The organism is Bradyrhizobium sp. ORS 111, assembly GCF_045571485.1.
Lineage (GTDB): Bacteria > Pseudomonadota > Alphaproteobacteria > Rhizobiales > Xanthobacteraceae > Bradyrhizobium.
The window spans coordinates 1,371,006-1,396,773 of sequence record NZ_CP120701.1 but is presented as its reverse complement, the minus strand read 5'-3'; the positions used below and the strand labels follow the sequence as shown (position 1 = coordinate 1,396,773).

Sequence of the window (25,768 nt, the reverse complement as noted above, 5' to 3'; positions counted from 1 at the left end):
TCAAAACGGAACGACGTAGTTCAGGATCGCGATCTGCCTGAGCAGCACACGACGAATCAGGTGCGCGGCCTTGACATGATCGGTGAAGATCGCCGCGGTGCCGGTCGCGCCCGCCGGCAAACGGGCCGCGACCTCCTTATCATCCAGCTGGACCCGCACGACGAACGGGACCGAGCTGATCGCCTTGGGAGTCACGGCCTGCCCCGAGACTTGGGTCTGGCCGGTGGCAACCGCCTGCAGGACGCTCTCCACCTTGCCTGCGAAGACCTTCCCCGGAGCGAACTTGAAAGCGATCTCGACCTCCTGCCCCGGCGCGACATAGCGGGCGTCGATCTGGTCAACCTCGACAGCGATGATGGTGTCGGAGGTATCGATGAAGGCCATCACGGGAGACAGTGGCAGATTCGCAACCCGGGCGCCCTTGCGCAGGGCGAGATTCGTGACGTAGCCGTCCGCCGGCGCCCGGACGGTCGCGTGGTCCGGGTTCCATTGCGCTGTCTGCAGTTGCGCCTTGAGCCGGTCGACCTCGGACTGGCGCTGCTCGACGTCAAATGCCCGTCCGGCGTCGCGCTCCAGCAAGGTCGTCATCTGCGACAACCGCGTGCTCGCGAGCTTGAGCTGGGCCTCTATCGCCTTCACCTGGGCATCGTAGGGCGTCGGATCGATCCTGAACAGCACGTCTCCAGCCTTCAGCGGGCTGTTGGCCACGACCGGAACGTCGATCACTTCGCCGGCTACGGGCGGCACGATCGACACCGCGTTGCGGGCGACGAGCGCCGTCCCTTGCGGCGCTCCCCATCCCATCGGGATGAAGAGCCCGATGTTGAGGAGGAGCAGGACGATCAAAGGCGAGGCCTTCCAGAACGCGTTCAAGCGGATGATGCCGAGCCACACCAGCGAGAACAGCAGCGCGATGTAGAGCGCCATCAGCGCGATCATCATCGCCGAGTCTCCCCGGCGCGCCCGGCCGGCACGTCGACATAGGCCCAGATCAGGGCCAGAGGCCAAAGCGCGAACCCGAAGATCAAGGTTATCCATCCGGCGACCCGCACCGCGTCGGCCCAGGGATGGCCGCGCGAGCGCGCGACATGGCCGGGGAGCGAGCCCATCAACCAGCACACCAAGATTGCGACGGCGAGGACGATGAGGAGGACGATCCAGGCGAAGAGATCGAGACCGGTCATGGGTTCACGGGCTCCGCCTCCGGAAATTTCCACCTGCCGTCGAGAATCTCGGCCTGCGGCCGGTAGAGCCGGACCATGTAGTTCCAGCCCTTGGTGATCGGCAGACAGTTCGGCATCTTGCCGTCGCAGCCGCCGAAGCGGACCGTCACCGACTCGTCGCTCTCCTTTTTCGCGGTGATGTCGTTGAGCGTGTACGCGTCGAACGGGTCCTTCTGGTAATAGCCCTCGGCGTTGTAGAGGCTGATCGACCAGAAACCGTCGACGGGACTTGCTTCACCTTCAGCTCATAATTCGTCTCGCCGTCGTTCTTCGGCGGGACGACGTTGAGGTAGATCGCGTCTCTGGGCGCGTTCGCGCCCCAGGCCGACGCAGCGCCGATCAGATACTGCACCGGATCGACCTCCTCCTTGGTGCCGAAGGCGCGGCGAGTATCCGTGACCGTAGTCGCCAGCACCAACAGGGCATCCCGCACCTTCTTCTGGCTGACCTTGTCCCAGTTCGGAATCTCGAACTTGCCGGGACCGCCGGGCTGCGAGACCTGGATGGCGTCCTGCAGCGCATGAACGCGCTTGAGGTCCTCCGGATCGTTCGGATCGACCAGGGTGCGGACGCCGGCGAGCGCATAACGGGTGCCGATTCTGGCTTTGTCGAGCGTATGCGGGCCGGCGCCGTATTCGGTCGTGGTGTACTGATCCTCGCTGATGATTTGCAGCGACATGAAGCGCTTTCCGGCATCGGGTAGGCTGATGGTCGCGGGGCCGGCGTCGAGATCAAATACGCGCGTCGAATACAGCGTGTCGCGGTTGCCGCGGATGCTCTCGGCCATGCGGCGGTGAGCTTGGCGGAGCGGCCACAGGCCAAAAATCGTCACCGTTGATGTGGGCCGGAGCAGTGTAGGTCGAAGAGTTTCCCGCCGCTCGGACAGCGCCTCCGCAACCATCGACCAGCGTGTCACTTTCTGAGGTCCTCCGTCGACACCCATTCAATTGTGATGCCCGCCATAGTCGGGCCAAGGCCTGCTCGGATCCTAGTCTTACCTTCGCACTTGGGATATCGGATCCCTTGCAGCGGCGCCTGCCAAAAACGACCCGGTTGGTCTGCGGCGGCTAGATCCGAGTCTCATGAGAAGAAAACAGTGACGCTACGCTTAACGCGCGAACAACTCTATGAATTGGTTTGGTCGGAGGCCATGAGCCGTATTTGCAAAGCAATCGGTATTTCTGACGTGGCGATAGCCAAGCACTGCCGCAAGGCGGACATACCCATCCCGGAACGTGGATGCTGGAGCAAGCTGCATGCTGGTCAAAAGGTTACGCGAACACCTCTTCCTCCGCGCGATCTCGCAACAATCAATGTCATTGAAAGGGGTGGTGCGCTGCCGCCCGAGCTAAAGGCACGGATTACTGGTGAGCCCGGTATCGAAGGTGAACCGGAGAGTGTAGATGTGCTGACGGCGCGGTTTCGGAAGCGCCTCGGCAAAGTAAGCTTGTCCCACGACCTGACGCGCGCGGATCCCGCCATCGCCAAACTGCTTAGTCGCGATGAGACCATTCGTCAGAAGATGGCGTCAAGCTCCTTCCACTGGGAGAAGCCTCTTTTCGAATCATCCTACGAGCGGCGGCGCCTACGCATTCTCAACTCAATCTTTCTCGCCTTTGCCAGGGTGGGTGGCTTATATCCGCGATCGGGAGGCACGTGAGATTTCAATCAGCGGACCTGCAGGCGTCAGTATAACTTTGGATTCCCCAAGGAAACGTCAGGCGCGTAACCGGCGGTCTGACGATGCGGACGCAAAGGACAAGCTGGAGCTACGGGCTGAAAGCGGTCGGCACCATCCAGATATCGTTTCAAATTGGATAGATGACGATGCAGGTAAGCTCGAAGACAAGCTAACTGAAATTGTGATCGGCCTTGCCATTGTGAGTGAGCGCGAATCGCGGCGGTGGCACGCCGAAATGGCGGGATGGCAGCGCAAGCGCGAGGAGGAGGAAGCCGAAGCGCGACGCAAGGCCAAAGAGAAGGCTGAACGCGAAGAGCGGGAGCGGATTGCAGCCGAAGAGAAGGCACGCCGCGATGAGCTGTTAACCGAAGCCAAGAACTGGCGAAGCGCCAGGCTGATACGCGAATACGTCGAGGCAAGACGCGCATCAGAAGCAACGCAAGCGTCAGAATTCGAAAATTGGGCGCGCTGGGCGCTAAAGGAAGCAGATCGAATGGATCCGCTCTTCCACGTTAAGTCTAGCCATGACACTGAGGGCGTCTAAATTTGTCCGGCGATGCAATGCGTTGACGAGACGTCGGGGGTTCGGGTCAGTGGTCCGCTACATCGCTAGACCCACTGTTTCCGAAGTCCTGTTTTCCTACCGAAGGGCAGCCTAACTCGAGACGTGAACCCTTGGTAGTTCGTCAAAAGCCGCCGTTCGTACGCAATCCCTCGCCGGCGAGAAATGGTCCGCGAGTAGGTCAAATCCTGGACTGGATTTGAACCTACGTGGACGCGCCCAAGCCAGAGAAATCTGCGAACGTCCTTCGCGCCGAGCATCTAAACTAGCGAACGCAATCGTACAAGATCGTGCTCTAGCGTGGAAAAGCGTAGTTTTGATGCCCAGGGAGGGAATCATACGCAACCACCGACATGACGAACCGCTATTTGTCCTTAGCATGGTTGCGTGACCGCCGCCGTTGTGGCGGAGATGCGCCACACCGCGGTCGCAGGAGCCCGTTTTCGGAGGGCAGCCCAGTTGGCGAGGCCGATATGGCTGTCTCACGCAAGCTTGGCTCGGGGCTTTGGAACTGTCGGGGGTTGGAGTCGGTGGAGCTACCATCTTTCACCCACACCAACCAACCGTGCGATACCTCATCCAGTCCTTCGCATGAGCCAGTTCTTGAGCCGTGGCGGGTTCAGTTCTTACGCTCTTAGAGACGCACGTTGAAAAACCACGAACCCCAAAGTGCCCGAACTCGCGGAGATTCGAAAGGCGGCGCATGTTTGGCGCCACTGTCGTAGAGACGGCCGTAACTGCCGCGCGGAGTGCTCTTACTTACCGCCTCTGCAGGCTCGATCTGGGTGAGCCAAGTTTCCATCGACGGTAGCGAATTTTGGTCATTCCGATTGTGATACAAAACGTCGGTAAAAATATTGACAAACCCGACATTTTATATCATTCATACTCAATGCAATCAGCCTCTGAGACGCAGCAAGACCGCGCTCTAACTCTGCTGAAAAAGCGGGGCATGGTTCGGCTTTCTGAATTCAAGGAGGCGGGCGTTACGGCGGCAACCGTGTCACGAATGAAGGAGAAGGGGCTCGTCCTTCAACTCAGCAGGGGACTATATCAACTCCCAGATGCCTCGTTCGATACCCATCATGCGCTGGCTGAAGCCGCCAAGCTCGTCCCGAAAGGCGTTATCTGCCTCACTTCCGCGCTCGCCTTTCACGGACTAACCGATACGATCCCATCGCGGGTTTGGATGGCCATAGGCGCAAAGGATCGGCGGCCGCGAACCCAAACCCCTCCCCTCCAATTTGTGCGTTTCGGAGAGAAGGTTCTGACCTCTGGCATTACAGAGCAAGAGATCGAAGGTGTGCGGGTACGCATCTACAATCCCGCCAAAACAGTAGTCGACCTGTTTCGCTATCGCCGGAGCGCCGGAAAGCGCTATCAAAAGAGTCCCGGCCTCAATCTCGCGCTCGAGGGTCTCAGAGAAGCACTGCGACAGCGCAAAGCAACCCCTGCCGAGATCGCCCGATACGCAAATGAAGCTGGTATCTGGAAGGTCGTTCAGCCGTATCTTGAGGCGATGACCGCCAATGCCTAAGAAGCCAAAACCTCCAATCAAGAACATGGGCGCGTCAGTTCGGGCGCGGTTGCTCAACCTCTCAAAGCAGCGTCGTCAGCCATTCGATCTGCTGCTCAACAATTACGTTCTCGAGCGACTTCTTTATCGGCTGAGTCAAACCAAGCATCACGACCGTTTCATTCTGAAAGGGGCGATGCTGCTTACGAAGTGGTTCGAAGATCCGCTACGCCCGACAAGAGATTTGGACTTTTTGGCCGTCGGCAATGACGATCAAGAAGAAATGGTGCGCATCTTCCAGGAGGTATGCGCGGTCTCCTTTAACGATGGAGTCGTTTTCGATTCCGACAGCGTGAAGGTCGATCGTATCCGCGAAGAAACCGAATATGGCGGGCTACGCATTACGGCCAATGGGGTAATCGATAACGCCAAAGTTCGGATCGTGATTGATATCGCCTTTGGCGATTCCGTTGAGCCGGGTCTTCAGGAGATGGACTTACCGGTTCTGTTGGATTTTCCGGCACCACATCTCCGGGCCTACGCTCGCGAGACAGTGATCGCCGAGAAATTTCAGGCGATGGTTATGTTGGGTCGCGCCAATAGTCGCATGAAAGACCTGTACGACGTCTGGGTCTTATCGCGCAACTTCGAGTTCAAAGATGGTAAGCTCCCACGAGCTATCGCCGCGACATTCGCTCGACGCAAGACCGAAATTCCCTCAGAGGCTCCGGATGCGCTGACAACGGCCTTTGCGGAGGACCCGACGAAAGTTCAGCAGTGGAATTCATTCCGCGAAGACGTCGCGTTTCGGCCCGGCACACTCGCTGACGTGGTCCAAGACTTGTCCGCATTCCTGATGCCTCACGCGTCGGCGGCACGCTCGCTCGATGAAACAAGATCGGCGTGAATGGGCAGTTCGTTCGTGACCATATGTAGTAGGCTTCCCTAGCAGAGCAGTCGCCGACACCAGGGACAGCGGAGACGAGACGTCGATCCTACCGACATTGCGTCGGCGCAGCGACAATCAGACTTTCAGCAAGAGGCTCTGGCGGTGAGGAGCTTGCATTCGAGAAATCAGCGGCAAGAGAACGCGACGAACATCGGCTACAGTTCTAGCCAAAAAATGCTGATATCTTCGTGGAATCGAATCTGCCACCTCTGCCCGAAGCCAATGGAACATCGCTTTACCCGTCAGGAACTTATAACCGTATCTGGTCAACGCCAATGACGCGGGTGGCTGCCGAGTTGGGCACCAATACAAGCCGGTTGAGCTCCCTGCTCCGCCGCGCCGGCATTCCGACGCCTCCATCCGGTTACTGGATCAAGAAGGAGTTCGGCAAGGCCGTGGCTCAGCCACCTCTGCCTCCGGCTCCTCCAGATTGTCCCGAGCCTTTGGTGCTGGACACGGATGAGACCACACGCACACGACGCGCCGAAACTGCAGCGCACAAACCCGAGCGAGCGGCCCAAGTGCTTTCGGAAGTAGAGGTAACATCCGCACCGGCTGCTTCATCGCCGCCAGCCACACCTGCACCACGCCCGTCTCAGCTAACGACGCTCACCCGACAAGACCTTTATGCTGCTGTGTGGGAAACGCCCATGTCCCGGTTGGCTGAACGGTACGGGATCAGCGACAATGGCCTCGCCAAGATGTGCCGTCGGGAGGACATCCCATACCCGGAGCGGGGCTATTGGGCTAAACACGCGGTTGGCAAGGCGCCTGAGCGTACGCCACTACCGGAACCCGGCCGAGCTTCCCGCCCGATCACGATTCATCCGACGCCGCTGCCCGAACCGCCCCCTGACCTGCCGGACGACGTGCGCCGCCAGATGGAGGGCATTCACGCGGGAGCGTCCTCGATGACTGTGGCCGAACGCCTCGTGAAACCGCACGCGATTATTGCCGCGTGGCTGGCGGACCATGCGGAACAAAAGCGGCGAGCGCGCCAGGAACGCGATCCGTGGCGAAAGAAGCTGTATGACCCTGGTGACTTCAGCGATAGCGATCGGCGACAGCATCGCTTTCTCGACGCGCTGTTCAAGGCAATCGAGCGCCAGGGTGGCAAAATCAAGCAGGGCGACCGGCGCGAACTCTTTGCCGAAGTCTCCGGTGAAAAGGTCGAATTCCAGCTCCGCGAGAAGCAGAAGCAGACCCGCCGTCCACTGACTGCAGATGAGCAGCGCTGGCGGATAGGTAACAAGGGTTGGAAACAGGAGCTCGTGCCAACCGGTCGTCTTGTCTTCGAAATCAAGGCTTATCTGCCCGCTGGGCTAAAATGCCAATGGCTGGAGACCGATACGCAGCCGCTCGAAGGCATGCTACCAGACATCGTCGCAGTATTCGTTGCCGCGGGCCCGCTGCTCGTTCGGCAACGACAGGAACGGGAAGCCGCCGAGCGCGAACGCCAGCTCGCGGAACGACGCCGGTACGAGGAGCAACAAAGAAGAAAGCGTGACGCCAACCGCTGGCGGTACTTCAGGGAAATTGCACAGGGCTGGCGTGAGCTCGCTGCCGTACGGGATTTCCTGAGCACACTCCGTTCAATGGATGTTGATCGATCGATTGAGATCGATGGTCGCAGTGTCGGCGATTGGCTCATGTGGGCCGAGGACTGGCTCCAACGTGCAGATCCAGCAGCGAATGGTCCCGAAGACCTGTTCAAGCGGATCGCTGAGATAAAGGAATGGTCTTATCGCGACTGATGGCACCGACTAGTGGCTACGAAAGCCTCGTCCTTAGCTAAATCATCTGGAAATCGTAGTTTGGCGCAGAAAATCGTAGCGCGGCTTAGCTGAGGTCAGCGACATCGCGAAACACACTATCGCCGCAGCGCTGTCTTCTTGTCGGCGGGCAGCCTAACTCGCGACGTGGCGATTTGATAATCCGCCGAAAGCCACCGTTCGCGCGCGATCCACCTTGCCTCAAGCCGTCCGGCGGCAAGCTCAAATCGTTGGCTCGCAACACCCGATTCCTACGCTTGATCGAGGAGCAGATACCGAAACTTGTTGCATGAGGTCGATGTGACGGAGACTCCCTGTTGAAAGATAACGCATTTTCGACCTTCCTAGACCAAAACCCACCATGTGAACTACGGCCTCTCGACCCGTCTACGGGTATCGCGACGTTCGTTGCAGCGAGCTTTCGATGAGGTTCTCGGCGTCGCGCCGACGACTTTCCTGCGTCAAAAGAGGTTGTGCGGGCGCGTGCGCTTCTGAACGATAGCGCCGAGCAGGCTACTTCCGTCGCCGAGGTCGCTTTCAAACTGGGCTTCTCCGACCTCGGCCGATTTTCGGGATATTATCGATCGCTTTTCGGCGAATATCCTTCGGACACTCTGCGATCGGCACGTCTCAGAGCAAGCTAACTGCGCAGCCAGAGTCGACGCCACGGTGCGATGCGCCGACACATGGAGAAGGCGCGTGTGCCCTCGCTGAGTGTTCGACACCATGCTCCGACGCGGCCGTCTCGTCGGAACAATGACGGGCTTTTGGACTGGACATGCAGGAGGCCCGGGCCGCAGTACAACCGCCTGCGATGCTCGTGTCGGGTGATCCTACTCATCGCGTCCACATGACGCAAATTGAGCAATTCCAGCGTTTCCGGCCGGGCCTACCCAAAATAACGCTAACGGTCCAGCAATGGGGGATTCCCGGCGTGGAACGGGCTCGCACGCCGGGCCGGGAATCAAGACATGAAGCCCGCAAGCGTCAAGGCTCGCGGCGCAGAAAAGGGGGCTCCTCTACCTGCCAACCCTGCTCGTCGGCCGGCATCGAGGCGCGCGGGACACCGCCCACCTTAATCACGAGTGGGCCTTGCTCTCCTCGTTGCCGAACATCGTCTTCGCATAGCTGATGCCAATGCCAAAGGCGCCGCCGTATTTCCTCGCAATGCCGGTGGTGACGCCATACGTTTCGAGGCGAGCCCAGTCGCGCTGCAACTCAAGAAGATAGGTCAGCGCCGTCAGCGGCCGTGCGCCCGCCTGGGTCATACGCGCGACCGCACGCTCATGCGCCTCAGTCGTTGTGTCTCCGCAGGCATCGGTGATCACATAAACCTCGTAGCCCTGGTCCAGTGCCGACAACACGGGGCCATTGCAGCAAACCGAGGTCCACAGCCCACACATAACAAGTCGATCCTTTCCGACCGCGTTGACTCGGGTGATGAAGTTCGTGTCTTCCCAGGCGTTGGAAGTTGTACGGTCCGTGATCTCCGCGTTCGGGAAGATTTCGGTGATTTCATCGAACAGGGGGCCCGCGAAGCTGTCCTTCGAGATTGTCGAGATAATCGTCGGAACGTTGAAACCCTTGGCCGTCTCGGCCAGAATTCCCACGTTTGCCCGCAAACTGGTCAGGTCGATCGACTTCGTATTGAATGCCATCTGCGACTGATGATCGATCAAGATCAGCGCATGGTCCTTCGGGCTGAGTAGCGTGTTGGCCGGCTTGGCAGTTGCTTTGATGCTCACATCGGATTCCTTTCCGATTTGGTGAATGTTTATTTGATTTTGGATGATCGGGCGCTGTTGTTCGCACCGCAGCCCATCGCCCTCGCAACGCCGGCACCGTACGCGGGGTCAGCCCTGGAGCAATTTTCGATGTGGCGTTGCTTCACCTCAATGCGCGCATCGCCCATGGCGCGCGCCGTGTTCTGGAATAGGAGCTCTTGCTGCGCCGGCGTCATCATTCGGAACAGGTTACCCGGCTGCTCGAAATGATCCTCATCGACACGATGGTCATAATGGGCAGCATCGCCTTCCAGCCCGAGCGGCGGTTCCATCAATTCTGGAGCATCACCCATCCAGGCTTGCTTGGAATTCGGCCAGTAGGTTGGCTTGCCGCCGGCATTGCCATCCGTACGCATCTTGCCGTCGCGGTGATAGCTGTGGACCGGACAGCGCGGTGCATTGACCGGAATGTGGTTGAAATTGACGCCAAGCCGGTAGCGTTGAGTGTCGCCATAGGAGAAGAGCCGGGCCTGAAGCATCCGGTCGGGCGAAAAGCCGATGCCGGGCACAATGTTTGCCGGCGAGAAAGCGGCCTGCTCCACCTCCGCAAAGTAATTCTCTGGATAACGGTTCAACTCCATCTCTCCGACTTCGATCAGCGGGTAATCCGCCTTCGGCCAGACCTTGGTCAGGTCAAACGGATTGTGCTTGTGATTGCGGGCTTGCTCCTCGGTCATCACCTGAATGGATAGCGTCCACTTTGGGAAGTCGCCACCGTCGATAGCTTCCAGCAGATCGCGGCCGTGCGTTTCACGATCGCTGGCGACGAGCGCCGCGGCCTCCTGATCGGTCAGATTCTCGATCCCCTGCCTGGTGCGGAAATGAAACTTGACCCAGACCCGCTCATTCGCTGCGTTGATCATCGAGAACGTATGGCTGCCGAAGCCATGCATGTGTCGAAAGCTCTTCGGTATCCCGCGGTCCGACATTACGATCGTTACCTGGTGAAGCGCCTCAGGCAGCAGCGACCAGAAATCCCAGTTGTTGTCGGCCGAACGCAAACCCGTGCGCGGATCGCGCTTGATGGCATGATTTAGATCCGGAAACCGCATCGGATCGCGGAAGAAGAAGACCGGGGTGTTGTTGCCAACAATGTCCCAGTTTCCCTCCTCGGTGTAGAACTTGACTGCAAAGCCACGAATGTCACGCTCGGCATCCGCCGCCCCACGCTCGCCGGCCACTGTGGAGAAGCGAACAAACAGCTCGGTCTTCTTCCCCACGCTGGAAAATATCTTCGCCTTGGTGAAGCGCGTGATATCATGAGTCACCGTAAATGTACCGTAGGCGCCCCAGCCCTTGGCGTGCATTCTGCGCTCGGGGATCACCTCCCGATCGAAGTGCGCCATTTTTTCGATGAGCCAGATGTCCTGGAGAAGCGCAGGACCGCGGGGACCGGCCGTCATGGTGTTGAGATTGTCGATAACGGGCGTTCCGGTCGCATGGGTCATGGGAGGGCGAGAGTCAGTCATTACATATCCTGTTACATGTCGGTGATTGGAGGTTGTCGAGTGACAAGCGTCAGAGCTGCTGAGATGCGCGGCTCCTAGGCGGCTCCTAGCTTGGCCAAGCCGATCCCAGGATGATCGAGCAAAAGTTCTGCCGGGCGTAATTCATGTCCTTGAGCGCGAGCACATCGGCTTTGACGTTGCCAAAGGTCGTCAACGGCTTCTTGACGATACCTTTCGCGAAGTGATCGATGATGTTTTCCTTGAAATTCGCCTCGCGCGGGTGATGCGAGCAGACTTGGTCACGCTGCCCAGGCGAAAAATCGTGATATGCAATGCCCAGCACATCCATCTCGACCCCCGCCGTCACCAGTGCGATGGTCGGCCGCATATGCTCGGGGATTCCCGGCGTCGTGTGGAGCGCGATCGCGGCCCAGACGTCCTCGACCTCGTGCTGAGGAACGCCGTAACTCCGGAGGAAGTTGCGTGCGGCGTTCGCGCCGTCGACCTCGAAGCGAAGATCGGCGCTGGAATGCGCGTCGGTCAACCCCATGTCGTGAAACATCGCGCCGATGTAGAGCAGCTCGGGATCGTACTTCAGGCCCTTCCGTTCGCCGGTCAACGCTCCCCAGAAGAACACCCTGCGGCTATGATTGTAGAGCAGATCGTCCTCGGTATCGCGAACGAGCTGGGTCGTCGTGCCATGGCGCTGTCGGGAACTCGGATACCTGCAATGGATTTTGTCATCGGAACACTCCTTGTTGGACCGGTCAAGCCGGGCGGCGTGAGATCGCATGAGCGAGCTGGAAAGCGCGATCCCGTCGCTTGTCGGCGCCGTCTGGCCGAGAACGATGCACGCGCTTATTATGGCCGTTACGCCGCTGGGCCGCACTAGCGCTTGCCCATCGGATCAGGACAATGGCACACCGTTTCGAGCCAACATCGACGGAAGGGCGCAAATGGTAGGCCAGAAGATAGGCATCGTCATTTACGAGGGCGTACAGGCCCTCGATGTGGCAGGACCTGTTGATGTTTTCGCCGAAGCCAATGGCTATATCGGAACGGAAGTGCGGTACGAAACGATGCTGATCGCCGCTAACCGCACGCCGGTGCGGGCTTCGAACAACATGCAGATGGCGGCCGACCTGAGTTTTTCGGAGGCGACCGGCGGATTTGACATGCTGTTTGTCGCCGGTGGCCCGGCACTTCCTGAAGCCCCTCCGGATCCGGTGCTTACGGAGTGGTTGCGCGAGGCACCCTGGCACGCTAGCAACTATGGCTCGATCTGCACGGGCGCGTTCGCGCTCGGTCACGCAGGGTTCCTCGACGACAAGCGGGCGACAACCCATTGGCAGAATGCAGCAAAGCTCGCCAAGCGTTTTCCGAAAGCGCATGTGGAGCCGGACTCGATCTATGTGCGGGATGGCCGGCTCGTGACGTCGGCCGGCGTGACGGCCGGCATAGATCTTGCGCTTGCGCTGGTTGGCGAACGCCACGGCCCTGCCGTTGCCCTGGCTGTCGCCAAGCGCCTGGTGGTGGTGGCTCAGCGCCAGGGCGGGCAGTCGCAGTTCAGTCCGTATCTCACCGCGCTGGCCGATCCATCCTCGCCGGTCGCATGCATTAAGGATCATGTGATGGCTCACATCGGGAGCCGGCACACACTTCAGTCGCTTGCGAGCGTGGCGGGGATGAGCACACGCAATTTCAGTCGGCATTTTGTCCGAGAGACCGGCATCACACCGCACGAATTCGTCGAGCGAGCGCGCATCGACGCTGCCCGCATGTTGCTGGAAGGCAGCGACCGTCCTCTCAAGACCGTCGCACATGACTGCGGGTTCGGTACAGCCGAGCGGATGCGGATCGTGTTCGGCGAACGTCTTGGGGTTACACCAGCCTAGTATCGGGCCAGCTTCCGGCGATTTGAACTTGATACAAAGACTTCGTGATTGAAAATTTGCATTGAACCAGATGCATTTTTCGATCGTTCAGACGTCGGCGCGGAGTATTCAGAGTTTCTATTCATCCGGCAGTTGCATGAGGTACGCATGGATCGCGCGCAATTCGTCATCGTCTATTCGACCGATCGGCTCCCACGGCATGTCTTTGCTGATAGCGTGGCCATTAGGGTCGACGCCGGTGCGAAAGGTTTTGACAAACTCTTCAAGGTTCTAGCCCGTCGCGAGACGCAGATCGGGGCCGATCGGAGGAAGCTGACCTGGCGTGCTCCCGGTGGGCTTTCTTCCGTGTACTCGCGGCAGTCTTGATACGAGAGGATGTACTTGCCGAACTGAACTGAGGGAGCCTTGGCAGGCGCCGTGACCACGCCCGTGATAATCGGCTTTCCAGCCGACAAGAGACCGGTTCCGAGCATGGCGAAGCCCAACAGATTCAATCGATCCGCCGGCTCTGGCGTTCTCCGTCCGGCGGCGGGCAAGCTGCGAAGATAGGCGATGACCGCGGCCGTATCCGCATCGCTCAATTTTCCGGCGTTGGTGTACGACATCATGATCAGCCAACGCCCGTCCGGGTCGACTCCATTGCGGAAGACGTCCCCATCCGACCATCGGCCGAGGGCTCCGGCGGGTGTGAGATTGGAGGCGATTAAAGAGCCGAACCGTACGGGAAAGTTCACGGCGAGATTGAGGCCGCCTGTAAGCGTACCTTTCGTCGAATGGCAGCCGCTGCAAAAGCCATTAGATATCTCCCGGCCGCGCTGAATTTGCGCCGTTGTTCCGATGACATTCAGCGTTACCGGAGGCGCGCTGCGCGCATGCAGCCTCCATAATGCGACAGCTATCGCCACGCCGATCCCTGCCACGGCAACGATCGCATGGTTCCGTCGGATTATCTCAGTCCCATTCGAGAAGAGCCTTGCAGCCTCTGAAGCCCAACGTCCGCCAGACGCGCATTCTTTGTCGTGCTGTCGGGAGCCCCCTGGCGCTGGGGTTCGGCCTCGGCTGGGCGGGCGGCTAAGGTGGTATGGCGCTCCGACGGTCGTCGCAAACCCAATAGCTCAGAAAGACACCTCCTCCCGCCGAACAGAACTGAAGGCCAACAAGATTGAAAGTGTCCGAAAACCAACGGCACTGGCCACACTAATTCCTGGTTGTTGGTGTCCCGCGCAAGCGTCAAGGCACTGCGCAAATACTATCGCACGAATGGCGGAGATACTGTCAGTCAATCCCCATCGAAAGACAAAGCAGTTTTGACCTTCTTGGGGCAAAAACCCACCATTTCAACTACGGCGCAAACTGGCGATTTACCTCCGATCTTTCAGGCAATCGGTCGTGGATCATATTCAAATGTCGAAGAAGACCGTTTCGTTGTCGCCCTGGAGATAGACGTCGAGCGTATAGACATGGCCCGCGCCCGCCTTACGCTTGGCGATCAAGGTAGCGCGGCGATCTTCCGGCACCAGCGCGAGCACGGGATCGCCGGCGTTGCCGGCTTCATCGTCGAAATAGATCCGCGTGTAGAGATGCAAGAGCATGCCGCGCGCGTAGACCGCGAGCAGGATGTGCGGCGCCTGCGGCTTGCCATCGGGATCCGGCACCACACCCGGCTTGATGGTGTCGAAAGCGTAGCCGCCGCTCGTGTCGGTGCCGCAGCGGCCAAAACCCTTGAAGGACGAGTTCGGCAACGCGCGCTTGTCCTGCGGATCGGAGAAGCGCCCTTGAGCATCGGCCTGCCAGATCTCCAGCATGCAGTCCGGGATCACGGCGCCGTCGCCATCATAGACCTTGCCCTCGATGCGGATGCGCTCGCCCGACACATCAGGCGTCAGCAGATTGTTGGTGAAGGCGTCGTTCCACGCATACTCGCCGTTCGGCGTCAGGCCGTATTTGAAATAGGGGCCGACGGTTTGCGACGGCGTGATTCCATCAGGACGCGGGTTCGACACTTACTTGGTCTCCATCGGCGTGGCGTTCTGCCCGCGCAGCACGATATCGAAACGGTAGCAGAGCGCCCATTCCGGCTTGGTGTTGTCGAGATCGAAGGACGAGATCATCCGCGCCCGCGCCTTCTCGTCGGTCACCGAATTGAAGATCGGATCGAACGGAAACAGGGGATCGCCGGGGAAATACATCTGCGTCACCAGCCGCGAGATGAAGGAGTGACCGAACACCGAGAAGTGGATGTGCGCCGGCCGCCACGCATTGTGGTGATTGCCCCAGGGATAGGCGCCGGGCTTGATGGTGATGAACTTGTAGTACCCGGCCGCGTCGCTCTGCGTGCGGCCTGCACCGGTAAAATTCGGATCAAGCGGCGCCGGGTGCTGGTCGACGACATGGATGTAGCGGCCGCAGGCATTGGCCTGCCAGATCTCGACCAGCGTGTTCGGCACACCGCGACCGTCCTCGTCGAGCACGTAGCCGTGCACGATGATGCGCTCGCCGAGCGGCTCGCCTTTCGACTGGATGGTGAGGTCGCTGTCGTGCGCGCGCACCGTCTCGTGGCCGTAGACCGGCCCGGTCAGCTCCGACAGCGTGTGCCGCATCGGGATCAGCGGCTTTTGCGGCGAACGCTTGATCGCGCTGCGGTACGCGGGCGACAGGCGCGCGGGATGGACGCTGTTCGAAGCGACCGGGTAGATCAACGTCATGTGCTTTCTCCAGACCGGATTGCCGCCCGCGCCGGAAATCAGGCCGGCGCCTTGAAATCGTACGAGATGCGCCCGGCTGGCAGATAGAACAGCGCGATGACCGCGCCGCCCCTAACTTCCGGATAATGCCGGCTGCCAGGATCGGGCGCGGTCCAGCCCGGCCCCTGCCAACCCTGCAACCCCTTCAGCTGCGCCCCCTTGTCGAGGGGAACGACGAGGTTGAGCTCGCCATAGGGATGACCGTGATATTGCCCACGCAGCACGTCGCGATCGTCCTCGTCCTTGAAGCGGCGTGGATCGGTGCTGTTCATGTAGACCGCGGTGATGCTGAACTGGAACGTCTCGGGGACCGGCTCAAGGATGCGGCTGCGCCGATAGTTCGGGCCGTCCACCTCCTGGTTTGCCGCCCAGCCCTCCTCGACTCCCATTTTGATGAGACGAGCGAGATCCTGGTACAGCGCGCTGTCCTCTCCATAGGTCTCGTTGAGCCATCGCTCCATCGCCGCGCTCGGCGTCATATCCTTGACCTCGCGCAGAAACGGGATGCTGCGTTCGATAAGCTGTTCCCGGCTTCCCATGACTTTCTCCTGGTCTAATCCTCGAAACCCTTGAAGGAGGCGAATGCCTCCACCTCCACGCGCGGCATCAGCCGCGTACGCGGCCACTCCCTGGGGTGGCCCATCGAGATCCCGCAAGCCACCATCTGCTCGGCGGGGATCGACAACAGCGGACGCAATATCCGGTGGAATCTGGCGAAAGTTTCCTGCGGACAGGATTGCAGCCCGCGTCCGACCGCCGCCAGCATCACGTTCTGGATGAACATGCCGAGATCGAGCCAGCTTCCCATCGCGAGGCGGCGATCGATGGTGACGATCAATCCGACCGGCGCGCCGAAGAACATGAAGTTCTTTGCGGTCTGCCGGCTCCTCGCGGCAGTGTCGCTTTGCGCGATCCCGAGCGAGTCATAGAACAATCGCCCGAACTCCTGGCGACGGCCGAGATACGGCTCGGGGAAGGCGCTGGCGTAGTACTGATATTCGGAGATGTGCTCGCTCGGCTCGTTCTCATACGCATGCAGAAGCGCCGCCGACACCTCGGTCTTGGCGGCGCCGGCAAGCACGTAGACGCGCCAGGGCTGGATGTTCGCACCGCTCGGCGCGAACCGCGCCACGCGCATGATCTGCTCGACGGTCGATCGCGAGACGGGACGACCGGAGAACTCACGACACGAGAGCCGACCGGCGATTACCTCGTCGATCGGATTGCGCGCAACTCCGCACGCCGCGTCCCGGTCGATCACGACTTCTTCACGAGCGAGCATCCGCCGTCCTCCATCGGTCTGAAAGCCTCTTCCCCCGGGATCGTGGCCAGCAGCTGGTAGTAGTCGAACTGGTACTTCGACTCCTCCGGCGACTTGACGCGGAACAGATACATGTCACGGACCAGCCGGCCGTCCTGCCGGATCCTGCCGTTGCGGGTCATGAAATCGTTCACCGGCAATTCGCGCATCTTGGCGGCCACAGTCGGCCCACCGAGCGTGCCGGCGGCTTCGACCGTCTTGAGGTAGTGCATGACCGCACCATAGGTGCCGGCGTGGATCATGGTGGGCACTTTCTTCGTCTTCTCGATGAAGCGCTTCGACCACGCGCGTGTCTCGTCGTTGAGGTCCCAGTAGAAGGCGGAGCTGAGCATTAGGCCCTGCGCGCTCTGCAGCCCGAGGCTGTGGATGTCGGCGATGAAGACGATCAGGCCGGCAAGCTTTTGCCCGCGCGTTACGCCGAACTCGCCGGCCTGCTTCACGGCGTTGATGAAGTCGCCGCCGGCATCGGCGAGCGCGATCACGTCGGCCTTGGAGGCCTGAGCCTGCAGCAGAAAGGACGAGAAATCCGGCGTGTTGATCGGGTGCTTCACGGCGCCGACGACCTTGCCGCCGGTAGCGTCGATCACCTTGCGGCTGTCGGCCTCGAGCTGCGCGCCGAGCGAATAGTCGGCCGAAAGGAAGAACCAGGACTTGGCGCCGAGGCGCGAAATCGCCTTCGTCGTGCCCTGCGACAGCGCATAGGTATCGTAGGTCCAGTGAATGCCGGTCGGCGAGCACTCGTCGCCGGTCAGCCGGGACGTCGCCGCACCGGTGGCGAGAAACAGCTTCTTCTTGTCGCGCGTGATGCCCTGCACGGCCAGCGCGACCGCGGAATTCGGGACGTCGAGGATGGCCTCGACATTGTCGCTCTCCAGCCAGCGCCGCGCGATCGCGGAGCCGACATCCGCCTTGTTCTGGTGATCGCCGGCCACGATCTCGATCGGGCGGCCCAGCACCTTGCCCTTGAAATCGTCCACCGCCATCTGCGCCGCGACCACCGAACCCTGGCCGCCATTGTCGGCGTAGAGCGACGACATGTCGGTCAGCACGCCGAGCCTGACCGGCCCGCTCTGTGCAATCCCCGACGTCGCCGTCGCCGCCAGCATCAACACCAATCCGATCGATTTACACGTGCCACTTCGGGCCGACATCACCCAGGCCTTCATCGCTTTTCTCCTCCCAACCCGGTGCCGGCAATCTTGGCCAGAACGGCGCGTTGCGGAAGTGAAAGTCTCGCAGAGTGATCCTGAACCGGCTTCAGATGGCGGGCGACGAGGCGAAGACGATGCGCTTGCGCGCGATCCGATCGGTTGCATCCGCCAGACGGCTGGCCTTAACTGCCGTCGCCCGCGGAAGGTTGCCAAGGCGAGCGATCCGCTACAGACAGGACTCTCAGCGTGTCCGTTTCCTTCAAGACCCTGGATCTAAATCTGCTCAAGGTATTCGACGCCGTCATGGAGGAGCGCAGCGTGCTGCGGGCCAGCCAGAAGGTCGCGCTGAGTCAGTCTGCCGTCAGCCACTCGCTAGCGCGGCTGCGCGAGATGCTGGACGACGACCTGTTCGTGCGCACGGCAACCGGCATGCAGCCGACCGCTCGCGCCGTGACGATGGCGCCGCAGGTCCGCCAGGCGCTGCGATCGCTGGAGGCGGCGGTCGAACTGCCGACCTTCGTGCCGGCGGCCTCGACCAAGCCGTTCACGCTGGCCGCCAACGACTTCACCACGATGGTGCTGGCGCCGCCGCTGCTGAAGATCCTGGGCCGGGAAGCTCCGGCGATCGACCTTACCATCAAGCCGGTGACGCGGATCGATCTTGCCGAGCAGATCGACCTCGGCCGCATCGATGTCGCGATCGGCGTGTTCTCCTCGCCGCCAAGCCGCTTCCGCACGGCACTGCTGTTCGAATATGACGACGTGCTGATCGTCGGCAAGAAGCGCAAGCTTGGCCGGCTCGACAAGGCAAAGCTCGCGACCCTGCCGCTGGTCGTGGTATCCTTTGGCGGCGAGCAGGAGGGCGCGATCGGCGGCTTCATCTCCGAGCGCGGACTCGCCCGGCGTTCCGAGATGTACGACCGCCCCGCGCTCGAACGGGCGTTGTCCGACAGCGACCGGCCGCCACGGATCGCGGTCTCCCTGCCGCATTTCCTTGCCCTGCCTGCACTGCTGGTCGATTCCGAACTTGCCGCCGTCGTTCCGCGGCCGCTGGCGCGGGCGCTCGAGCAGGTGCATGCGATCACGACCTATGAACTGCCCTACACCACGACGCCCGTGGAGGTTCGGCTGCTCTGGCACGAACGCGTCGAAGACGAGCCGGCGCACGAATGGCTTCACGAGGTGCTGCGGCGCGCCACCGAAGAGCTGAGGCGCGGCGGGTGACGCCCAACCGCCTTTCCCGGCCTCATTGCGCGGCCATGGTACCGGACATCGGAATCCAGCGTTCGCCGTCGAAACGCTGCGGCCGTAGCGACGTGATCAGGCGATAATCATCCGGGCTGGTGTTGACGGTGATGCCCGGGATCAGGCCCGGCAGCGCCAGGTTCTTCAGCGCGGTGGCCTGCTTCATGATGTTCTGCCGGGACAGATCGTTACCGCAGGCCTCGATGACCTTGGTCATCAAGACAGCGACGTTCCATCCGGTGAAGTTGAGCTGATCCTCGATATCGCCCTCGGGGTAATACTTTTTCATGAAAGACAGCCATTCCAGATAGGCGGGATCGTTGGCCCATTCGGGATCGCCGACCGTCTTGGTCGGCGTTGCCGAGATCGCCCCCTTGGCGTTGTCGAGCCCGGCGGGCTTGAGGATCGTCGGCACGAAGTTGCTGCCGATCGGCAGGAACTGTTGCGCGCGCCAGCCGAGCTCGCCTGCCTTGCGGATCGCCTGCGAGGTGAATTTTCCGGTCGACGCATTGAGGAAGACGTTGGCGTTGGTGCTCGCCAGCGCCACGACCTGCGAATCGACCGTAGGCGACGTGACTTCGTAAGGCGACGCCGCAACGATCTCGGCCTTGGGGTCGAGCCGGGCCAGCTCCGCCTTGAAGCTACGGAGATATTCGCGGCCGTAGTCGTCGTTCTGGTACAGCACCGCGACGTGCGCGCCGGGCGTCTGCTCGGCCGCGAGCCGCGCGTAGATCGCAGCCTCGGTGCTGAACAGCGTCATCCCCGAAATGGTGTAGGGACTGGTCTTCGGATCGGCAAAGCGCTCGCTTGCCGCGAACACGAACAGCTGAGGAATCTTCTTGGCGTTGAGATATTTCTGAACCGCGGCGTTCTGTGCCGTTCCCATGCTGCCGAAGATCGCGACCGCCTCGTCGTTCTCGATCAGCCTGCGCGTCTGTTCCACCGCCTTCGGCGGGCTGTAACCATCGTCGAGCGAGATCAACTTGACCTTGTGGCCATTGATTCCGCCGCGATCGTTGATCATCTGGAAATAGCGGGTCTGCACCTTGCCGACGGCGCTCAGGGCCGACGCCGGCCCGCTATAGGGCATGGTCTGGCCAAGGATCAATTCGATCTCGGCGGCGCCGGCCGAGCCGCAGGCCGCGACCAGGACCGCGAATATGATGAGAGCGCGAAGTCCGCGCATACGCTCCTCCCCTGTTCCTTACCTGGAATATTCTTCCTAGGAAGATAATTGTCAACCCTCGACAAAAGGCGGCAAATGGCCGCTCCGCGGAACGATGCGCTTGTGTGAAGCGGTCGCAGGAACTTGCGGGGGCGACACGTCAATTCGACGGTGTTAGATTGCTGCGACGCATGATGCCGGCGCCCTTGGCGCGGGACGAAGGGGACTGGAAGGGAATGAAGAAAAGCAGCGTGTCACGCCGCGCCGAACCTGCGATCAAGCAACCGCCTACGCCCGACAGCACGCTTTACGACGACATCGAGGCCGCCTGGCTCGCGCAGCGCCCCGACCTCGACCTTGCCGCCGCCTGTACCTTGCTGCGGCTGGAGCGCGTCAACCAGCTTCACGAAATACGCCTGCAGGACATAGCGAAGGCCGTCGGCCTGCAAACCGGCGAGCTCTACGTCCTGCTGGCGCTACGGCGCTCGGGAAAGCCGTACGAGCTGCGCCCGACCGACCTGTTCCGCGCCCTCCTCGTCACGTCGGGTGCCATGACCAAGCGCGTGGCCCGGCTCCAGGAAGGTGGCTTCGTCCTCCGCGTTTCGGCCAGCGACGACGGCCGTTCGGAGCTGGTCCGTCTCACCGCCAAGGGTCTTGCGGCCGCCGACCGCGGCATCGCCGAGGTGGCCAGGGTTGTGGAGGCCGTGACCGAAGCAAGCGGGCTGACCAAGGCGGAGCTCGCCATGCTCGACCGCTGCCTGCGCAAGCTGCTCGCCGTCCGAACCGTGAAAGCGCCGAAGAAGTCCGCCCGGCTTGCGGCAGCGGACTAGCAGCGCCGCCGACAACATCATGCGACGGCCTTGCTGCCCGCCTTGAGCAGCGATTTGAGATCGCACGAACTGTCTTCGGCCTGCTCGGGCGTCAGCGAAATGCCGGCCGCGATCAGGCGCCGCGCCACCATCTGGTCGGTAGGATTGTTGATGCTGTCGACTGCGACGAGCTTGCCCTGCCGGTAGTTGAACACGGAGAACCGGCCGGCTTCGAGCGCGCCGCGGATCGCGATCCGATCGCTGCGCGCTGAGTGCCCGACGATCTGAAGCTTGAGATCGTGCTGATCCGACCAGAATCTCGGCACGCTATCGTAGGCTTCATGGCTGTCCGCGATCGCAAGCCCGACCGCCCTCCCCTGATCCTGCGCGTGCTGAACCGACTCCAGCCTGATCCATCCCCCCGCAAAGCGACTGTAGTGATTGGCGCAGTCGCCGGCGGCGTAGATTCCCGGGCGTGCCGTCGCGCCGTGCTCATCCACGACGATGCCGTTGGCGCAATCGAGCCCCGCGGCAACGGCGAGCTCATCATTGGCGATACCGCCAATGCCGACCACGACAAGGTCGGCGCCGAGACGGACGCCTCCGTTCAGCTCGACCGCCGTAACCCGTCCGCCATCACCGATCATGGCCGAAATGGCCGTGCCGAACTTCACTGCAACGCCCGCTCGAACGTGACGATCGAACAGGACGCGAGACACCACCGGAGAGACCGCTCGCTCGAGCAACCGCGACGCGGACTCGATCACCGTCACCTTCTTGCCGAGCCTCGCCGCTGAGGACGCCACCTCGAGCCCGATGAAGCCGCCTCCGACGATGATGATCTCGCTGGCCCGGTTGAGCCGCGCCTTGAGATCGGTAGCGTCGGCGATCGACCTGAGATAACAGACCCCGCCGAGTTCGGCGCCGCGGACCGTGATCCTGCGCGCACGCGAGCCGGTGGCGATGACCAGTTTGTCGAAATCCAGCATCGCGCCGTCGGCCAACACGACCCGGCCGGCGCTGCGATCGATCCCGACAACACGATGGCCAAGACACAGCTCGATCCTGTTGCTGGTGAAAATCGCTTCGTCGTGCATCAGGAGCCCCTGCGCGCCGATCTCGTCGAGCAGAAAATCCTTTGACAGCGGCGGCCGCTGATAGGGCAGCGCGCTCTCATCGGCGATCACGGTCACCGGCTCGGCATAGCCGGCTTCACGCGCGGTGAGGGCCGCCTGAATGCCGGCATAGGAAGCGCCGATGACGACAAGGCCGCTCACGGCTTGACGTCCACGCCGCCATCACCGGCGGTTTCCAGAGCAGCGCCGCCGCCGAGCAGCACATAGACCTCGCCGTCGCGGATCTCGACCTTGAACGCCTCGACATCCCTGTAGGCACTCGACTTGCACTTGCCGTCACGGACGTCGAACATCGCGCCATGCAGCGGACATTCGATCACATGGCGGTCGAGAAACCCCGTCGACAACAGCGCGAACGCGTGCGAGCAGACGTCGTCCGTTGCGAAGACGTCGTCGTCGACCTTGTAGAGCGCAATGCGCCGGTCGCCGACCCTGAAGCCTAACGGCTCGCCTTCCAACAGTTTTGAGGCGGCGCATAGATGGTGCCAGGCCATGTGATTTCCTCCTGGGCAGAGGCTGGGAAGGAGGCGCGAACGCAACGTCCCGCCCCCCGGGGCTCCGGACTGGATCAGCGGGGAATCTGCCGCCAATCCTCGGAGGCGGAGGCGAGCCGGCCGCCGACTGCGCGGATGTCCTTGTAGGACATGGTCTCGCTCTGGCCGCTCTTCGGCGCCTTGCCGTCCATGAAGCCGCGGACCTCGTCGAGCAGCTGACGACGCACCCTGACAATCGCCTGGTCCGCCGAGCAGAGATATTCCTGCGAGCGGTCGACGATCGGCCCCATGCTGACCATCACAACGAAATCCTCGATGACTATCTCATGGAAGCCGGTGCTGTTGCCGGCATCCATGATCTGGCGATTCTGCCCCCAATTGTTGCTTTGATCGCCCGGCAGGCCGCCGGCCATCGGCCACTGGTTGGCGCGTTGCACCTTGCGCCAGGAATCCACCGGCTTCTCCGGATTATAGAAAATGTACCACTGGATGAGGTTCTCGTCGTCGATCGGCACCGCGATGATCGCAGTACGATCCTGCTGCGGCCCGGAATAGATCGGCGCGATCAAGCCATAATAGGGCATCACGAACTCCGTGACGCGGGCGAGGCACGATCCATCGGGCGCCGTGCGCAGCGCTGCGGCGCGGAAGCCATAGGGCTTCTTCTCGAACTCGTAGCCCACTTCGGTGTTGACGCGCGTCGCGCCGAAATCAGTCGAGGATGTCGCGGTCCAGCTCTGGTGCAGCAGCGCGACATGCGAGGAATCGATGGTCGCCTCGACGCCCTGCAACCAGTTGGCATTGAGCTCGATGCCGGCGGTGTAAACCTGATCCGGCGGCAAATCCATCCATTCGAAGTCGGGCGCGGGCGGCGCGTCGCCTTCGCCGAGCCAGACCCAGATCAGGCCGGCGCCCTCGCGCGTCGGATAGGCCCTCGCTTTGACGGTCTTGGCGAATTCCTTCGGATTGTTCGGCTCGTTGGGAACGTCCAGCACCGCGCCATCGGCGCGGATCTTCCAGCCGTGAAACAGGCAGGTCAGCGAGCAGTCATCGACGCGCGCAAGCGCGAGGGAGGCGCCACGGTGCGGACAGGCCTCGTCGAGGAATCCGATCGTGCCGTCCTTGCCCCGGAACGCCACGAAGTTACGGCCGAACAGCTTGACCCGCACGGGCGCCTCGCCCTTGCGCACGCGCACCGAGAGAACTGCCGGTAGCCAGTAATGCTGGCGCAGCATCCGTCCCATCGGCGCGTCGCCCGTGACGCGGCACAGCAATTCGTTCTCTTCTCTCGTGACCATCGCGAACCTCCCTGGTTGACGTCTCCTGCGTTCTCGGCCTACTATCTTCCTAGGAAGATTATTGTCAAGTTATCTTCCAAAGAAGCCATATCGGGGAATCGCATGATCAAGGGACTGCTCAAGGATCGCATCGCGTTGGTGACGGGAGGGAGCCGCGGGGTCGGTAAGGGCGTTGCGATCGGCCTTGCCGAGGCCGGCGCGACCGTGATCGTCACGGCACGGACGCGCAACAGCGGCGGATCGGAATGGCCGGGCTCGCTCGACGAGACCATCGCCGCGATCGACGAGGCCGGCGGCCGCGGCATCGGCCTTTTGTGCGATCACTCCGACGACGGCTCGGTGCAGGAAGTCTTCGACCTGATCCGGCGCGACCACGGCCGCCTCGACATCCTCGTCAACAACGTGTTCGCGGCGCCGAACGTGATGCCGGTGAATGTCCCATTCTGGCAGATCCCGACCTCGCTATGGGACACCATGCATCGCGTCGGCCTGCGCTCGCATTTCGTCGCCGGCCAGTTCGCCGTGCCGCTGATGCTGCCGCAGCAGCGCGGCCTGATCGTCAATACGTCCTCGGGCGGCGGCGTCCGCTACACGTTCAACGTTCCGTTCGGCGTGCAGAAATCGGGCGTCGACCGGATGGCACGCGACATGGCGCATGAGCTGAAGCCGTTCGGCATCGCTGCGGTCTCGATCTGGCCCGGCTACATCAAGAGCGAGAAGCTTGCGGCGCAGCCCGACCGCGTGCCGCCGGCGCTCGCCAAACTGATTGCCGAACGCGGCGAGACGCCGGTGTTCGCCGGGCGGGCGGTCGCCGCGCTCGCCGCCGATCCCGGCGTGATGGCCAAAAGCGGCCAGATCCTGCTCGCCTCGGAGTTGGCGGCCGAATACGGCTTCACCGATGTCGACGGAAGGGTGCCGCCGCCGCCAAGCCGCGATCCCGCGCCGCTGTCCCTGTTCAAGCCAAACGTCGCGACCTGAGGGGGAGAAACCCATGCGGACCGCAATCGCAGCCCTGGCACCGTTCGCGGAGCGCGACTGGCAGCCGCTGTCACTGGCCGTCGTCACCGGCTTCGCCTGCGCGGTCGGGATCGCCAAGACCCTTGCGCTGGCGATGAGCGCGACAACAGCATTCCCGGCGTCGCTGTGCGCCGAGATGTCTTCGTCGGGCACGTCGCTCAACAAGGTCGAGGTGATTTCCTCGCACGCGCTGCCGAATGTACCGGACAAGCGCGTCACGGTGGTGCGCGTCAGTTACGGGCCAGGCGGCTTCACGCCGCCGCACCGCCACGGCGGCTCGGTGACCGCCTACATCACCAAAGGGCAGGTCCGCTCACAGCTGAGCGGCGGCCCGCTGGAGACGTTCGAGGTAGGGCAATCGTTCTTTGAACCGCCCGGCGCGACGCATCTCGTCTCCGCCAACGCAAGCAACACCGAACCGGCCGAACTCATAGCCGTCTTTGTCGCTGATGAGGGAGCTGAATTGACCAGCCTTCTCGAGCCATAGTTCGACGGACCGGCCGGCTTCTGCTGGCCAAGGGGGCCAAAGAACTCGGTCTCGCAGTCGCCCTGCGGATC

The 25,768-nt window shown here is 61.7% G+C and carries 25 protein-coding genes and 2 pseudogenes; 11 read left to right on the top strand and 16 right to left on the bottom strand.

All coding sequences use genetic code 11. The annotated features are described in order from the left end of the window. From P6U30_RS06490 to P6U30_RS06480, 3 genes and pseudogenes are all read right to left on the bottom strand, one after another. Entirely contained in the window at nt 1-942 is a 942-nt protein-coding gene (locus P6U30_RS06490) for an HlyD family secretion protein (RefSeq protein ID WP_407168644.1), read from the bottom strand. Further along, nucleotides 939-1,184 carry a DUF3302 domain-containing protein gene (locus tag P6U30_RS06485; RefSeq protein WP_407168643.1) on the bottom strand — a complete coding sequence of 82 codons (246 nt, stop codon included), beginning with the start codon at nt 1,182-1,184 and terminating at the stop codon, nt 939-941. The genes P6U30_RS06490 and P6U30_RS06485 overlap by 4 nt, the downstream gene beginning before the upstream one ends. Next, nucleotides 1,181-1,998, bottom strand: a pseudogene (locus P6U30_RS06480) (DUF1254 domain-containing protein); the annotation flags it as partial. The gene P6U30_RS06485 and the pseudogene P6U30_RS06480, both read right to left, overlap by 4 nt. A 321-nt stretch (nt 1,999-2,319) precedes the next feature. Here P6U30_RS06480 and P6U30_RS06475 point away from each other — a divergent pair. The 6 genes from P6U30_RS06475 to P6U30_RS06450 all read left to right on the top strand — a co-directional run bounded on the left by P6U30_RS06475 (nt 2,320) and on the right by P6U30_RS06450 (nt 8,347). After that, nucleotides 2,320-2,883, top strand: coding sequence for a hypothetical protein (locus P6U30_RS06475; protein WP_407168642.1), 564 nt, complete (start codon nt 2,320-2,322; stop codon nt 2,881-2,883). Continuing rightward, on the top strand, nt 2,852-3,448 hold the full coding sequence (locus tag P6U30_RS06470) for a hypothetical protein (protein WP_407168641.1): 597 nt from the start codon (nt 2,852-2,854) through the stop codon (nt 3,446-3,448). The genes P6U30_RS06475 and P6U30_RS06470 overlap by 32 nt, the downstream gene beginning before the upstream one ends. Nucleotides 3,449-4,358: 910 nt before the next feature. Then, nucleotides 4,359-5,003: a type IV toxin-antitoxin system AbiEi family antitoxin domain-containing protein gene (locus tag P6U30_RS06465; RefSeq protein WP_407152442.1), complete on the top strand. Its 645-nt coding sequence runs from the start codon at nt 4,359-4,361 to the stop codon at nt 5,001-5,003. Next, complete coding sequence (locus P6U30_RS06460; protein WP_407168640.1) at nt 4,996-5,889, top strand: nucleotidyl transferase AbiEii/AbiGii toxin family protein; 894 nt, start codon at nt 4,996-4,998, stop codon at nt 5,887-5,889. The genes P6U30_RS06465 and P6U30_RS06460 overlap by 8 nt, the downstream gene beginning before the upstream one ends. A gap of 692 nt (nt 5,890-6,581) precedes the next feature. Next, nucleotides 6,582-7,685, top strand: a complete 1,104-nt coding sequence (locus P6U30_RS06455; protein WP_407168639.1) for a hypothetical protein — start codon at nt 6,582-6,584, stop codon at nt 7,683-7,685. A gap of 491 nt (nt 7,686-8,176) precedes the next feature. Beyond that, nucleotides 8,177-8,347, top strand: coding sequence for a helix-turn-helix domain-containing protein (locus P6U30_RS06450; RefSeq protein WP_407168638.1), 171 nt, complete (start codon nt 8,177-8,179; stop codon nt 8,345-8,347). A gap of 435 nt (nt 8,348-8,782) precedes the next feature. On the opposite strand, the gene P6U30_RS06445 is transcribed toward P6U30_RS06450, so the two are convergent. From P6U30_RS06445 to P6U30_RS06435, 3 genes and pseudogenes are all read right to left on the bottom strand, one after another. Next, nucleotides 8,783-9,442: a hydrolase gene (locus P6U30_RS06445; RefSeq protein ID WP_407170372.1), complete on the bottom strand. Its 660-nt coding sequence runs from the start codon at nt 9,440-9,442 to the stop codon at nt 8,783-8,785. 35 nt (nt 9,443-9,477) lie between these two features. Then, entirely contained in the window at nt 9,478-10,956 is a 1,479-nt protein-coding gene (locus tag P6U30_RS06440) for a catalase (RefSeq protein WP_407168637.1), read from the bottom strand. An 85-nt stretch (nt 10,957-11,041) separates the two neighbouring features. After that, nucleotides 11,042-11,679, bottom strand: a pseudogene (locus P6U30_RS06435) (HD domain-containing protein). A 212-nt stretch (nt 11,680-11,891) separates the two neighbouring features. On the opposite strand from P6U30_RS06435, the gene P6U30_RS06430 reads away from it, so the two are divergent. Further along, on the top strand, nt 11,892-12,830 hold the full coding sequence (locus P6U30_RS06430; RefSeq protein ID WP_407170371.1) for a GlxA family transcriptional regulator: 939 nt from the start codon (nt 11,892-11,894) through the stop codon (nt 12,828-12,830). 173 nt (nt 12,831-13,003) lie between these two features. Here the strand turns inward: P6U30_RS06430 and P6U30_RS06425 are convergent, their stop codons facing one another. The 6 genes from P6U30_RS06425 to P6U30_RS06400 form a co-directional block, all read right to left on the bottom strand. Next, nucleotides 13,004-13,735 (bottom strand): c-type cytochrome, encoded by a 732-nt coding sequence (locus P6U30_RS06425; protein ID WP_407168636.1) that lies wholly within the window; start codon nt 13,733-13,735, stop codon nt 13,004-13,006. Nucleotides 13,736-14,230: 495 nt separating this feature from the next. Continuing rightward, nucleotides 14,231-14,833, bottom strand: a complete 603-nt coding sequence (gene pcaG, locus P6U30_RS06420) for a protocatechuate 3,4-dioxygenase subunit alpha (protein ID WP_407168635.1) — start codon at nt 14,831-14,833, stop codon at nt 14,231-14,233. Then, the gene (gene pcaH / locus P6U30_RS06415) at nt 14,834-15,535 is read right to left on the bottom strand and encodes a protocatechuate 3,4-dioxygenase subunit beta (protein WP_407168634.1); all 702 of its coding nucleotides are present in this window, start codon (nt 15,533-15,535) and stop codon (nt 14,834-14,836) included. A gap of 38 nt (nt 15,536-15,573) precedes the next feature. Then, nucleotides 15,574-16,113 carry a DUF4863 family protein gene (locus tag P6U30_RS06410; RefSeq protein ID WP_407168633.1) on the bottom strand — a complete coding sequence of 180 codons (540 nt, stop codon included), beginning with the start codon at nt 16,111-16,113 and terminating at the stop codon, nt 15,574-15,576. 14 nt (nt 16,114-16,127) lie between these two features. Further along, on the bottom strand, nt 16,128-16,856 hold the full coding sequence (locus P6U30_RS06405) for a nitroreductase (RefSeq protein WP_407168632.1): 729 nt from the start codon (nt 16,854-16,856) through the stop codon (nt 16,128-16,130). After that, entirely contained in the window at nt 16,832-18,061 is a 1,230-nt protein-coding gene (locus tag P6U30_RS06400; RefSeq protein ID WP_407168631.1) for an ABC transporter substrate-binding protein, read from the bottom strand. The genes P6U30_RS06405 and P6U30_RS06400 overlap by 25 nt, the downstream gene beginning before the upstream one ends. A 231-nt stretch (nt 18,062-18,292) precedes the next feature. Here P6U30_RS06400 and P6U30_RS06395 point away from each other — a divergent pair, with 231 nt between their 5' ends. Further along, nucleotides 18,293-19,270 (top strand): LysR family transcriptional regulator, encoded by a 978-nt coding sequence (locus tag P6U30_RS06395; RefSeq protein WP_407150576.1) that lies wholly within the window; start codon nt 18,293-18,295, stop codon nt 19,268-19,270. A 22-nt stretch (nt 19,271-19,292) separates the two neighbouring features. Here P6U30_RS06395 and P6U30_RS06390 read toward each other — a convergent pair whose 3' ends face one another. After that, the gene (locus P6U30_RS06390) at nt 19,293-20,477 is read right to left on the bottom strand and encodes an ABC transporter substrate-binding protein (RefSeq protein WP_407168630.1); all 1,185 of its coding nucleotides are present in this window, start codon (nt 20,475-20,477) and stop codon (nt 19,293-19,295) included. Between the two features lie 215 nt (nt 20,478-20,692). Here P6U30_RS06390 and P6U30_RS06385 point away from each other — a divergent pair, with 215 nt between their 5' ends. Next, complete coding sequence (locus P6U30_RS06385; RefSeq protein WP_407168628.1) at nt 20,693-21,286, top strand: MarR family winged helix-turn-helix transcriptional regulator; 594 nt, start codon at nt 20,693-20,695, stop codon at nt 21,284-21,286. A gap of 17 nt (nt 21,287-21,303) precedes the next feature. Here the strand turns inward: P6U30_RS06385 and P6U30_RS06380 are convergent, their stop codons facing one another. The 3 genes from P6U30_RS06380 to P6U30_RS06370 all read right to left on the bottom strand — a co-directional run bounded on the left by P6U30_RS06380 (nt 21,304) and on the right by P6U30_RS06370 (nt 24,193). Continuing rightward, nucleotides 21,304-22,542, bottom strand: coding sequence for an NAD(P)/FAD-dependent oxidoreductase (locus P6U30_RS06380; protein WP_407150572.1), 1,239 nt, complete (start codon nt 22,540-22,542; stop codon nt 21,304-21,306). Beyond that, nucleotides 22,539-22,895, bottom strand: a complete 357-nt coding sequence (locus P6U30_RS06375) for a non-heme iron oxygenase ferredoxin subunit (protein ID WP_407168627.1) — start codon at nt 22,893-22,895, stop codon at nt 22,539-22,541. The genes P6U30_RS06380 and P6U30_RS06375 overlap by 4 nt, the downstream gene beginning before the upstream one ends. A 74-nt stretch (nt 22,896-22,969) precedes the next feature. Beyond that, on the bottom strand, nt 22,970-24,193 hold the full coding sequence (locus tag P6U30_RS06370) for a Rieske 2Fe-2S domain-containing protein (protein ID WP_407168626.1): 1,224 nt from the start codon (nt 24,191-24,193) through the stop codon (nt 22,970-22,972). A 102-nt stretch (nt 24,194-24,295) separates the two neighbouring features. On the opposite strand from P6U30_RS06370, the gene P6U30_RS06365 reads away from it, so the two are divergent. Beyond that, a complete protein-coding gene (locus P6U30_RS06365) occupies nt 24,296-25,171 on the top strand; it encodes an SDR family NAD(P)-dependent oxidoreductase (RefSeq protein ID WP_407168625.1) in 876 nt (291 codons plus the stop codon). 13 nt (nt 25,172-25,184) lie between these two features. After that, entirely contained in the window at nt 25,185-25,697 is a 513-nt protein-coding gene (locus P6U30_RS06360; RefSeq protein ID WP_407168624.1) for a cupin domain-containing protein, read from the top strand. Nucleotides 25,698-25,768: the final 71 nt, after the last annotated feature.